Origin of the sequence: Streptomyces liliiviolaceus, assembly GCF_018070025.1 — a bacterium.
Taxonomy (GTDB): Bacteria; Actinomycetota; Actinomycetes; order Streptomycetales; family Streptomycetaceae; genus Streptomyces; species Streptomyces liliiviolaceus.
This window is the reverse complement of the sequence record NZ_JAGPYQ010000001.1, coordinates 6,347,865-6,359,181: the sequence shown is the minus strand read 5'-3', so window position 1 is coordinate 6,359,181 and position 11,317 is coordinate 6,347,865. Positions and strand designations below refer to the sequence as shown.

Genomic DNA, 11,317 nt, shown 5'->3' with positions numbered 1-11,317 from the left:
GCTGCCTCGGGGGATCGGGGCGCGGGACCATACTTGGTGGTTCGTGGGACGCGGAGCGAGAGGGTGGAGTCGTCATGAGTGTCGATGCCGGTCGGGACACGGTCACCGACGAGGCCGTACACAGCCTCGGGGCGGACACCGATCCGCGGTTGCGCGAGCTGCTGAGCGCGCTCGTCCGGCATGTGCACGACTTCGCCCGCGAGACCCGGCTCACCCAGCAGGAGTGGGAACGGGCGATCGGCTTCCTGACGGCGACCGGCCAGACGTGCACCGACACCCGACAGGAGTTCATCCTCCTGTCCGACGTGCTCGGGCTGTCGATGCTCGTGGAGACCCTGAACGCCGACCGCGCCCCCGGCGCCACCGAGTCCACCGTCCTCGGCCCCTTCCACATGACGGAGTCCCCGGTCCGCGAACTCGGCGCGGACATCGACCTCGTGGGCAGCGGCGAACCGTGCGTGGTCAGTGGCCGCGTGCTGTCCCAGGACGGCACCCCGCTGCCCGGCGCGACCCTCGACGTGTGGCAGGCCGACGCCCACGGCTTCTACGACGTGCAGCAGCCCGGCGTCCAGCCCGCGGGCAACGGCCGCGGCCTCTTCACCACCGACGCGGCGGGCCGCTTCCACTTCCGTACCTGCGTACCGAGCCCGTACCCCATCCCGACCGACGGCCCGGTCGGCGACCTGCTCCGCGCCACCGGCCGTCACCCCTACCGCCCGGCGCACATCCACTTCATCGCCGGCGCCGAGGGCCACATCCCGGTCACCACGCACATCTTCGTGGCGGGCAGCGACTACCTCGACTCGGACGCCGTCTTCGCGGTGAAGCGCAGTCTCGTCCAGGACTTCGCGGAGACCGACGACCCGTCCCTGGCACGGGAGTTCGGCATCCCGAACCCCTTCAGGCACGCCCGCTTCGACCTCGTACTGACCCCGGAGCGCACCGCGTGAACTTCTCGTACGAGGCACAGCCCATGCGTGTCGTCCTCCGGCCCGGCGCCTCGGTGACCGCGACGGCCGGCGAGGTCGACCGGCTCGGACTGCGCCGGGTGCTCGTGGTGTCCGGTGCGCGCGGCGCGGACACGGCCGGGGCGGTCGCGGACTCGCTGGGCGACCTCTGCGCGGGAGTGCACGCCGAGGCCCGTATGCACGTCCCGGCCGAGGTCGCGGACCGGGCCGTCGAGGTGGCGCGGGAGCGCGGCGCCGACGGCTGTGTGGCGGTCGGCGGCGGCTCGTCGATCGGCCTCGGCAAGGCGATCGCGCTGCGCACCGGCCTCCCGCTGATCGCCGTGCCCTCGACCTACTCCGGCTCCGAGATGACCCCCGTCTGGGGCCTCACCGAGCACGGCGCCAAACGCACCGGCCGCGACCCGTCGGTCCTCCCGCGCAGCGTCGTGTACGACCCCGACCTCACCCTCTCCCTGCCCGTACCGCTCTCCGTCACCAGCGGAGTCAACGCCGTCGCGCACGCCGTCGAGGCGCTGTACGCCCCCGACACCTCGCCCCTGATCGCCCTGATGGCGGAGGAAGGCGTACGGGCGATGACCTCGGCGCTGCCGGAGATCGCCGCCGAGCCGTCGGACCCGGAGGCCCGCGGCCGTGCCCTCTACGGGGCCTGGCTCTGCGGTTCCTGTCTGGGCGCGACCACCATGGGCCTGCACCACAAGCTCTGCCATGTGCTGGGCGGCACGTTCGGCCTGCCGCACGCCGAGACGCACACGGTGGTCCTCCCGTACGCCCTCGCGTTCAACGCGCCCGCCGCCCCCGCGGCCGTACAGGCGCTGAACCGTGCCCTCGGCACCGACGACGCCCCGCGCGCCCTGTGGGCCCTCGCGGGAGACCTCGGCGCACCCCGTTCCCTCGCCGGGCTCGGTCTGACGGAGGCCGATCTGAAGGGGGCGGCCGAACTGGTCGCGGGGCAGGCGTACGCCAATCCGCGCCCGGTCACGGCGCAGGACGCGCTGACCGTACTGGAGGCGGCGTTCGCGGGACGGGCACCTCGCGCGGCTGCGACCTCACCCCTGATCTGACCTACGGCTGCGGCGATTCCCTGTGGGCCGCGCGTCCACAGGGTTCCGCAAGGTTCCGCAAGCTATCGAAAGAGAAAGCGCTGTCATGCGTCTCGACAACCGTTTGGGGCCGCCCCATTCTTCAAACAGGTTGTGGCATGAGCCTGACAGGAGACCCCATGATCAAGCGCAGATCGCTGCTGGCGGCGGCGGGCGGCACGCTGCTGGGCAGTGCGCTGGCGACAGGCACCGCACGGGCCGACGCGACCATCGCGGTCAACCCCGCCACCGGCTACGGGCGTTGGGAGGGCTGGGGCACCTCCCTCGCCTGGTGGGCCAACGTCTTCGGCGCACGTGACGACTTCGCCGACATCTTCTTCACCACCAAGTCCGTGGCGTACGGCGGCCGGACCCTGCCCGGCCTCGGACTGAACATCGCCCGCTACAACCTGGGCGCGTGCAGCCCCAACAGCGTGGGCGGCGAGAGCATGGTCGCCTCGCCGAACATCCCGGCGTTCAAGCAGATCGAGGGCTTCTGGCAGGACTGGAACAACGAGGACCCCACGTCCTCCGCCTGGGACTGGACGGCCGACGCCAACCAGCGCGCCGCCCTGGTCAAGGCGACCCAACGGGGCGCGGTCTCCGAGCTGTTCGCCAACTCGCCCATGTGGTGGATGTGCCTCAACCACAACCCGTCGGGCGCCTCCGGCGGCGGCAACAACCTCCAGTCCTGGAACTACCGTCAGCACGCCTCCCACCTGGCCGCCGTCGCCCTGTACGCGAAGAACAACTGGGGCGTGAACTTCGCGACCGTCGACCCGTTCAACGAGCCCTCGTCCAGCTGGTGGACCGCCACGGGCACGCAGGAGGGCTGCCACATGGACGCCACCGTCCAGGCGGCCGTCCTTCCCTACCTGCGCAGCGAGCTGGACACCCGCGGACTGTCCGGCGTCCGGCTCTCGGCGTCCGACGAGACGAGCTACGACCTGGCCCGTACGACCTGGAACTCCTTCGGCGCGTCGACGAAAGCCCTGGTCGGACAGGTCAACGTGCACGGCTACCAGGGCTCAGGAGGCCGCCGCGACCTCCTCTACACGGACGTCGTCACGACGGCGGGCAAGAAGCTCTGGAACTCCGAGACCGGGGACAGCGACGGCACCGGCCTCACCCTGGCGAGCAACCTGTGCCTGGACTTCCGCTGGCTGCACCCGACCGCCTGGGTGTACTGGCAGGCGATGGACCCCTCCACCGGCTGGGCGATGATCGCCTACGACCAGAGCACGCTGCAGCCGACGACCGTGCAGACCAAGTACTACGTGATGGCCCAGTTCAGCCGGCACATCCGGCCCGGCATGACCATCATCGACACCGGGGTCGGCTACGCGGTCGCCGCCCACGACGCGACCCAGAAACGCCTGGTCGTCGTCGCCGTCAACTCCGGCGCGGCGCAGACACTCACCTTCGACCTGTCCCGCTTCTCCGCGGTCACCGGCGGCACGGGCGGACTCGTACGGCGCTGGAACACGCTCACCTCCGGCAGCGGCGACCTCTACACCGCCCGCTCGGACACCTATCTGAACGGCAAGAGCCTGAGCGTGCCGTTCGCCGCGGGCTCGGTGCAGACCTTCGAGATCGACGGGGTCACCGTGTGACGGTCCCGGCCCGGACGCACTGACCGGAACGCACTGACCAGGGCGGTGGTGCCGTCGCCCCGGGAAGGCGGGTGTCTCAAAGTGAGACACCCGCCTTCGTGCGTCCGGGTCCAGGATGGTCATGAGCTGCGTGCCGTTTCGCCGGGGCTCCGACGCAGCCGATGAAAGGTGAACACCATGGCCCTCGCACTGCTTCGGCGCCGACGGCGGGAGCGGGGCTCCGGTGTCGGCGCGACGGGTGTCTCGCTCCCTCTCCCGCCCGGCGCGGGTGCCATCAGCCGCGAGGTCGTCGACCCGGTGGGCCAGCCGATGGGCGCGGCCGACGTGACGGTCACCGCGCTCGACACGCACCGGGTCGTGGCCCGCGGCACCACCGACCCGTACGGCTACTTCCTCGCGGCGCTGCCGCCCGGGCGGTACAGCCTGATGATCGCCGCCGAGGGGCTGCACCCGCACCAGGAGACGGTCGACGTGCCGGCCGGGCCCGCCGCTCCCGCGGAACAGATCGCACTCCAGCCCGCCCGCCGGCTGGAACTGCCGGCGCCCGGCACCTGGCTCTTCGACCCGCCCCACACGGCGATCCGGTTCATCGCCAAGCATGTCGGCATGGCCCATGTGCACGGGCGCTTCGAGCGGTTCGACGGCGGCATCCAGATCGCCGACGACATGGCCGACTCGCGGCTCCACGTCCGTATCGACGCGTCGAGCATCACCACCGGCAACCGCACCCGCGACGACCACCTGCGGTCCGGGGACTTCCTGGACGTCGAGCGGTTCCCGCACATCGACTTCCACAGCACGCGGTTCGCGTACCGGGGCGGCAGCAAGTGGACCGTGCACGGTTCGCTGACGATGCACGGGGTGAGCCGGTCGGTGGGGCTGGACACGACGTATCTCGGCACGGTGAACGGGGGGTACGGCGAGGAGTTGCGGTGTGCGGCGCTCGCGAAGGCGGAGCTGCACCGGGAGGACTACACGCTGAACTGGCGTTCCATGTTGGCCCGGGGGATCGCTGTCGTCGGGCCGACGGTTCAGTTGGAACTGGACGTTCAGGCGATGTATCGGACGCATGACACGCCTACGCCGCCGGGGTAGCTGCCGCTGGCTTCGTTTGTTCGTCTGCGGGTGCGTTGTGGCTGGTCGCGCAGTTCCCCGCGCCCCTTGAGGGCGACGCCTGCGGCGTCAGTCCGATTGCCTGCGGGTGCGTCGTGGTCGGCCGCGCAGTTCCCCGCGCCCCTTTGGGGCGCCCACCCGCGGGCGGTGTCAGGGCTTGCCCGTTAGTAGGCGGCGGGGGTTCGTGATGCGGAAGGCGTAGGCCGCTGCTCCGCCCAGGCCGTAGCCGGGGGTTTGCGGGGGGTCCGCGTACGGGCGGTCCGTGCCCTGGACGATCGCGTCGGTGCCCAGGGCGCGGACCATCGAGTCCACCGCGCGTGGGCCGTACGACGAGGTCTCCACGAACACGTTCGGGTCGCTCTCCCTGTGGCCCTCCGCCCCGGCGCGGGCCACGAAGCGTTCGCCGTGCAGGGGGGCCAGACCGGCCAGCAGCGCGAAGCACACCCGCAGCCGTGGATGACGCGGTCTGCCGAACGCCCGGAACGCGAACCACGCCGCGTGCATCTGCTGCACGTACGGCACCATCGCCGGCCACCACCCCGGCCGCGGATCGATGTCCGCGGCCGGGCCCGGGTGGATGAACAGGGGGAGGTTCCGGGCCGCCAGCAGGTCGAGCAGCGGGGCGCAGCGCTCGTAACCCGCCGCGTCGGCGAGGGCGTTCGCCGGGAGCTGGAGGCCTGCGAAGCCCTGGTCGAGGTAGCCGGCCGTCGTCCTCGCGTCGATGTCGTGGACCCCGGCAGCGGCCCACGCGCCGAACGGGCGGGGCAGCTCCGCCGCGTCCCGGTGGTACGCGTCGAGCAGGGGGCGCGCCTCCGCGGAGGGCAGCCACTCCACTCCCAGCGGGGAGGAGAGCGAGATCAGCGCCCTGCCCAAGCCGTCTGCAAGCGCCTGTTCGGTCCGACGGGCCATGTCGTGGTCGGTGGGGGAGACCTCGTAGGGCGGCTCACCGGCCGTGTGCAGCGTCCAGCCGTCCAGGAACGGCGGCTCGGCGCGCGCCCGCAGGGCCGCGACGAACGAGCCGGTCCACAGATGCTGGTGTACGTCGACGTTGGTCACGAGGCTTCTTCCGTCAGGGCACGCAGGGCGTTTCGCACCTCGTCGGACCCCAGGATGTCATCGTTCACGCGGTCCACGTCCACCCCGCAGGGCCGGTCCTCGTCCAGGGGCGGGACCAGCTCGCGGATCGCCCGGTGGAGGAGGGCGGGACCCCGTCCGAGCGTCGCGGGCGCGGCCAGGTCCACCGCCTGTGCGGCGGCCACGGCCTCCACGGCGAGCAGTTGCCGCAGCCGGACGAGCATGGTCGACAGCCGCCGCGCCCCGAGCGCCGCGTTGGTCGAGTCGTCCTCGACACCGTCCGCGCCGTGCCGGGGGTCGGTGCTCACCGGGGCCGACAGGAGACGGATCTCCGCGACCAGCGCCTGCGCCGTCTTCGCCAGCGGCGCGAAGCCCGAACGTTCCGGGCCGTGCGGCGAGAGGTTGGCCGGCAGCCCGCTGAGCCCGGGGTTGAGCAGCCGCCGCATGCGCTCGGCGGAGAGCGCCGCGGTCTGGGTCAGCGCCAGGGCGAGGGTGTCGAAGGCCAGGGCGAGGGCCGGGGTGTGGAAGTTGCCGGAGGAGAGGATCTCGCCGGGTACGCCGTCGGTGGCGGGCAGGACCACCGGGTTGTCGCCGCAGCCGTTCAGCTCGGGATCCAGCGCCGCGCCGGCGAAGTCGAGCGCGGAGTGCAGCGCTCCGTGCACCTGGGCCGCGCAGCGCAGGCTGATCGGGTCCTGGACCCGGCGGGCGTGCTTGGGATCCGTGAGGTCGCCGCCCGCCAGGAGCGCGAGCAGGTGCTCCGCGGCCCGGGACTGGCCGGGGGCCGGACGCAGGCCCAGGGCCCGGGCGTCCAGGGGGCTGGTGTTCGCCCGGAAGCCCTCGAAGGTGAGTGCCGTGACCGCCTGGGCCAGGGTCAGGAGGGTGGCTGCCTCCTGGAGGACGAGAGCGCCGTGGCCGGCGGCCAGCGGGCTGGCGCTGCACAGGACGTGCCCGTCCTTGGGGCCCAGTTCTGCGGGGGTCAGCCCGGCCCGGCGCAGGGCGGTCGCGCCGTCGAGCACCTCCCCGGAGAGTTCGGCGCGGCCCTCGCCGATGACGACGAGGCCGACATGGGCCATCTGGCACAGGTCCGAGGCACCGATCGACCCCACCTCGGGGACCAGAGGGTTGACGCGGGAGTTGAGCAGGGCGACCAGCAGGGGCAGGATGCGCGGGCTGATCCCGCTGCCGCCGCCCGCCAGACCGTTGACACGGGCGACCAGGGCGGCGCGTACCACGGAGGCGGGCAGTGGGGCCCCGACCGCGTTGGCCCGGCCGCGTACCGTACGCACGCTGAACCGCGCGAGTTCGTCGCGCGGCAGGGCGTACGACGAACGGCTGCCGAGTCCCGTCGTCAATCCGTACGTCGGCACCTGGCGGTCGACCACGTCGTCGACCACCGCGCGCTCGCGCGCCAGCCGGGGGAGCACCTCGTCCGCGAGGACGACCCGGGCGCCGTGCAGGGCGACGGCGGTCACGTCCGCGCAGGACAGGGAGCGTCCGTCGACGATCACTGTTCCGGTCCCTGTTCCGGTCTCTGCTTCGGTCCCCGCTTCGATCGCAGGTTCGATCACTGCTTCGGATTCCGCGGGGTAGGGGCCCGTCATGAGAACCGCAGCTTCTGTCCGAGTCCGCGCTCCCCGGCCTTCGCGAGCATGGCCGCGCCCAGGGCGATGTCGGACAGGGACAGACCGCGGTGCCAGAACAGGATCGTCTCGTCGGACCGTTCCCGGCCGGGCTTGTCGCCCGTCACGATCTCGCACAGTTCGCCGTGCAGGGTCGCCTCGCTGAGCCGGCCCGACTCGACGTGCGCGCGCAGAGCACCGAAGGGCCCGGACCGGCACTGGCCCCAGTCGTCGACGACGACCTTGTCCATGACGTCGGTGAGCGAGAGCTCGACCGCGCTCATCGTCCCGTACGGGACGACGAAGGCGCCCGGCGCGATCCACTCCGTCTTGAGCAGGGGCTCGGGCCGCTCCAGCCGGGACGCCTCCACCACGATGTCCGCGCCCTCGACGCACGACTTCCAGTCGTCGGTGACGATCACGGCCTTGCCGAGGTCGTCCTCCAGCCGCTTCGCGAAGGCCTCCCGGCTCTCCGGGCGGCGCGAGTGGACGCGGATCTCGTCGAGGTCGAAGATCGCGTCGAGCAGCCGGACGTTCCAGTACGAGGTGGCGCGGGCGCCGATGTGACCGAGCACCTTGGAGTCGCTTCTCGCCAGATGCCGTGCGCCCAGCGCGGTGAGCGCGCCGGTGCGCATCTCGGTGATCGCGGTCGCGTCCAGCACGGCCAGCGGCATGCCCGTACGCGGGTCGAAGAGGTTCAGCAGGGCCATCTCGGAGGGCAGACCGGACTTGTAATTGTCGACGTAGTCGCCCACGATCTTGACTCCGGCCATGCCGAGCGGGGCGACATAACCACGCAGGACGTTGAAGTGGCCGTTGAAGGCGGGGTCGGGCGTGAGATGCACCCGTGGTTCGATAACCGTCTCGCCGTGACCCTGGGCGAGGAGTCCCTGTTCGACGGCATCGAGTACTTCGGTGTCGCTCAGTTCCAGCTGTTCGATGTCGGAACCGTTCAGGAACGTGAACCAAACGGGGTCAAGAGCGGTCATTCCGGGCGTCCTCTCACTTTCTTCGGACGAACGTAACGCCCCGTTCACAAAAGGGGATTGACTGAAATTCAGTCACGAACAACTCTGCATGACGATATGCAGTCGGGTAAGGGGCAGCTTTGATCAGATTCGACGCGGTGAGCAAAAACTATCCCAACGGCACCACAGCCGTGGACGCACTGTCCCTGGAGCTGGCCGAGGGCGGCCTCACGGTCCTGGTCGGCCCCTCGGGCTGCGGCAAGACCACGACTCTGCGCATGGTCAACCGCATGGTGGAGCCGTCGGCGGGCACGGTCAGCCTGCGCGGCCAGGACATCCGGGAGGTGGCCGCCCCCGAACTGCGCAGGGGCATCGGTTACGTGATCCAGCACGCCGGGCTCTTCCCGCACCGGACCATCCTGGACAACGTCGCGACCGTGCCGCTGCTGCTCGGCTGGGGCAAGAAGAAGGCCCGCTCGCGCGCGGCCGAGCTGCTGGAACTGGTGGGGCTGCCGGCCACGATGGCCAAGCGCTACCCGTACCAGCTCTCCGGCGGGCAGCAGCAGCGCGTCGGGGTCGCCAGGGCGCTGGGCGCGGATCCGCCCGTACTGCTCATGGACGAGCCGTTCAGCGCGGTCGACCCCATCGTGCGCGGCGAACTGCAGGCGGAGTTCCTGCGGCTGCAGAAGGAGCTGCACAAGACGATCGTCTTCGTCACCCACGACATCGACGAGGCCATCAAGCTGGGCGACCACATCGCGGTGTTCCGCACGGGCGGCAAGCTCGCGCAGTTCGACACCCCGGAGCGGTTGCTCGCGCACCCCGCCGACGACTTCGTGGCGGACTTCGTCGGACAGGACCGCGGTATCCGCCGGCTCTCCTTCGTCCAGGCCTCCGGTCTGCCGCTGCGCGAGGGCCCGGTGCTGCCGGTGACCGCTCCCGTCGGCGACGCCCGGTCCCTGGGCGAGCCCTGGGTGCTCGCCGTCGACGCCGCCCGGCGCCCGCTCGGCTGGGCGGCCACCGCGGACCTCCCGCCCGGCGGCACGCTGGCGGACGCGACGCTCGCCCCGCTCGGCCACACGTTCGCCCTGGCCGGCGACTCGGCACGGGCCGCCCTCGACGCGGCCCTCCTGTCCCCCTCCCGCCTCGCGGTGGGAGTGGACGCGGACGGCGCGGTCGCGGGGGTCGCGGACGCGTACGAGCTGTCGGCCGCGATAGCGGGGGCTTCGGCGCGCGCGAGCGCGTCGGCGGCCGAGGAAGCGGTCGAGGAAGCGGCCGAAGAGGCGGCCGAGGACGCGGTCGACGAGGCGGTCGACGAGGCCGCACCGGTCGGTCCGGCCGGCTCGGCGACGAAGCTCACCAAGAGCGACGCCGGCGAGGACGTCCCCGCGGGCGGTCCCGACGACGCCCCGGTGGAGAAGGACAGTGCGGGCGGTGGGGACCGATGAGGGACGGAGAGCCGCTCATACGGTGGGTCTGGATCGGCGACCACGTCGGTGAGCTGGCCCACTACACCGGGGTCCATCTGCGGCTGGGCCTCCTGCCGGTGCTGTTCGGACTGATCATCTCCGTGCCGCTCGGCATGCTCTGCCACCGCTACCGGTGGGTCTACCCGCCCACCCTGACCGCGGCCAACGTCCTGTACTCCATCCCGTCGCTGGCCCTGTTCATGATCTTCGTCCGCTACACGGGGCTCACCGAGCGCACGGTCATGATCCCGCTGACCCTGTACACGCTGTCGGTGCTCATCCCCAACGTCGTGGACGGACTGGCCTCGGTGCCCGATCCGGTACGGCAGGCGGCCACCGCGATGGGCTTCAGCGCCGTCCGCCGGGTCGTCCAGGTCGAACTGCCGATCGCCGTGCCCGTCGTCGTCGCCGGTGTACGGGTCGCCGCGGTCTCCTCCATCAGCCTCGTCGCCGTGGGACAGCTGATCGGCCAGGGCGGCCTCGGCTACTACATCACCCGGGGCCTCCAGCTCGACTTCCCGACCCCGATCATCACCGCGACCGTACTGATCATGCTGCTGGCCCTCGTCACCGACGCCCTGCTCGTCCTGACACAGCGGCTGCTCACACCGTGGGCCCGCGGCAAGGGGGCGAAGGCGTGAACGATCTCCTGAACCAGATCCAGCTCGTCGGCGAGTGGCTGACGTCGTCCGCGCAGTGGCACGGCGACGACGGCATCCCGCACCGGCTCGCGGAGCACCTGACCTACAGCGGTCTGTCCCTGCTCTTCGCGACGCTGATCGGGCTGGCGTTCGGCCTGCTGGTCGGCCACACCGGCCGCGGCGCGTTCGCCGTCGCCACCGTCGCCAACCTCGCACGCGCGATCCCCACCTTCGGCCTGGTCGTCCTCGTGGTGACCCTCGCCGGACTCAGCACCGCTCCTGTGCTGGTCGCCCTGGTGGCGCTGGCCGTCCCGCCGATCCTCATCAACACCTTCGAAGGAGTCCGCGGTGTCGACCCCGACGCCCGGGACGCCGCGAAGGGGATGGGCATGACCGGCTGGGAGGTTCTGCTGAAGGTGGAGGTGCCGATGGCGCTGCCGTTGATCCTGCTCGGCCTGCGCGTCGCCGCCATCCAGGTGGTGGCGACGGCGACCGTGGCCGCGTACCCCGGTCTCGGCGGTCTGGGCCGCTACATCGTCGACGGGCTCTCCCGCAACGACTACCAACTGGTCATCGGCGGCTCCGCCGTCGTCGTGGCGCTGGCGCTCGTCGTCCAGGCCGCCTTCACCGCGCTGCGGCGCGCCGTCGTCTCGCCGGGGCTGCGGCCCGCGGCGGCCAAGTCATGAACCACCGGAACCACCGGAACCCCTCGAACGACCGGTCCCACCGGCCCGACGCGCACCCGGACCGCGTGCGGACCGCACCCGAGCACC

10 protein-coding genes are annotated in these 11,317 nt (G+C 71.7%); 7 read left to right on the top strand and 3 right to left on the bottom strand.

Features of this window, described 5'->3' with window-relative positions:
* Positions 1–74 precede the first annotated feature (74 nt).
* The 4 genes from J8N05_RS27715 to J8N05_RS27700 all read left to right on the top strand — a co-directional run bounded on the left by J8N05_RS27715 (position 75) and on the right by J8N05_RS27700 (position 4,755).
* Positions 75–950: a dioxygenase family protein gene (locus J8N05_RS27715; protein ID WP_210887389.1), complete on the top strand. Its 876-nt coding sequence runs from the start codon at positions 75–77 to the stop codon at positions 948–950.
* Between the two features lie 23 nt (positions 951–973).
* A complete protein-coding gene (locus tag J8N05_RS27710; RefSeq protein WP_210890432.1) occupies positions 974–2,029 on the top strand; it encodes a maleylacetate reductase in 1,056 nt (351 codons plus the stop codon).
* A gap of 158 nt (positions 2,030–2,187) precedes the next feature.
* Complete coding sequence (locus J8N05_RS27705; protein ID WP_210887386.1) at positions 2,188–3,660, top strand: glycoside hydrolase; 1,473 nt, start codon at positions 2,188–2,190, stop codon at positions 3,658–3,660.
* 177 nt (positions 3,661–3,837) lie between these two features.
* Positions 3,838–4,755, top strand: coding sequence for a YceI family protein (locus J8N05_RS27700; protein ID WP_210887383.1), 918 nt, complete (start codon positions 3,838–3,840; stop codon positions 4,753–4,755).
* A gap of 168 nt (positions 4,756–4,923) precedes the next feature.
* On the opposite strand, the gene J8N05_RS27695 is transcribed toward J8N05_RS27700, so the two are convergent.
* The 3 genes from J8N05_RS27695 to J8N05_RS27685 all read right to left on the bottom strand — a co-directional run bounded on the left by J8N05_RS27695 (position 4,924) and on the right by J8N05_RS27685 (position 8,455).
* The gene (locus J8N05_RS27695) at positions 4,924–5,829 is read right to left on the bottom strand and encodes an amidohydrolase family protein (protein ID WP_210887379.1); all 906 of its coding nucleotides are present in this window, start codon (positions 5,827–5,829) and stop codon (positions 4,924–4,926) included.
* Positions 5,826–7,355, bottom strand: a complete 1,530-nt coding sequence (locus J8N05_RS27690; RefSeq protein ID WP_247706519.1) for an HAL/PAL/TAL family ammonia-lyase — start codon at positions 7,353–7,355, stop codon at positions 5,826–5,828. The genes J8N05_RS27695 and J8N05_RS27690 overlap by 4 nt, the downstream gene beginning before the upstream one ends.
* A gap of 89 nt (positions 7,356–7,444) precedes the next feature.
* Positions 7,445–8,455, bottom strand: coding sequence for an ornithine cyclodeaminase family protein (locus tag J8N05_RS27685; protein WP_210887375.1), 1,011 nt, complete (start codon positions 8,453–8,455; stop codon positions 7,445–7,447).
* Between the two features lie 119 nt (positions 8,456–8,574).
* On the opposite strand from J8N05_RS27685, the gene J8N05_RS27680 reads away from it, so the two are divergent.
* Genes J8N05_RS27680 through J8N05_RS27670 form a run of 3 tightly spaced genes read left to right on the top strand, consistent with a single transcriptional unit; the run spans position 8,575 to position 11,230 of the window.
* A complete protein-coding gene (locus J8N05_RS27680; protein WP_210887373.1) occupies positions 8,575–9,882 on the top strand; it encodes an ABC transporter ATP-binding protein in 1,308 nt (435 codons plus the stop codon).
* On the top strand, positions 9,879–10,544 hold the full coding sequence (locus J8N05_RS27675) for an ABC transporter permease (protein WP_210887370.1): 666 nt from the start codon (positions 9,879–9,881) through the stop codon (positions 10,542–10,544). The genes J8N05_RS27680 and J8N05_RS27675 overlap by 4 nt, the downstream gene beginning before the upstream one ends.
* The gene (locus J8N05_RS27670; RefSeq protein WP_210887367.1) at positions 10,541–11,230 is read left to right on the top strand and encodes an ABC transporter permease; all 690 of its coding nucleotides are present in this window, start codon (positions 10,541–10,543) and stop codon (positions 11,228–11,230) included. Before J8N05_RS27675 ends, J8N05_RS27670 begins: the two co-directional genes overlap by 4 nt.
* Positions 11,231–11,317 lie beyond the last annotated feature (87 nt).

What these genes read in the sequence shown, in the direction of transcription:
- J8N05_RS27715 (WP_210887389.1), top strand. Translation starts at nt 75, where the DNA reads ATGAGTGTCGATGCCGGTCGGGACACGGTCACCGACGAGGCCGTACAC.
- J8N05_RS27710 (WP_210890432.1), top strand. Translation starts at nt 974, where the DNA reads ATGCGTGTCGTCCTCCGGCCCGGCGCCTCGGTGACCGCGACGGCCGGC.
- J8N05_RS27705 (WP_210887386.1), top strand. Translation starts at nt 2,188, where the DNA reads ATGATCAAGCGCAGATCGCTGCTGGCGGCGGCGGGCGGCACGCTGCTG.
- J8N05_RS27700 (WP_210887383.1), top strand. Translation starts at nt 3,838, where the DNA reads ATGGCCCTCGCACTGCTTCGGCGCCGACGGCGGGAGCGGGGCTCCGGT.
- J8N05_RS27685 (WP_210887375.1), bottom strand. Translation starts at nt 8,455, where the DNA reads ATGACCGCTCTTGACCCCGTTTGGTTCACGTTCCTGAACGGTTCCGAC.
- J8N05_RS27675 (WP_210887370.1), top strand. Translation starts at nt 9,879, where the DNA reads ATGAGGGACGGAGAGCCGCTCATACGGTGGGTCTGGATCGGCGACCAC.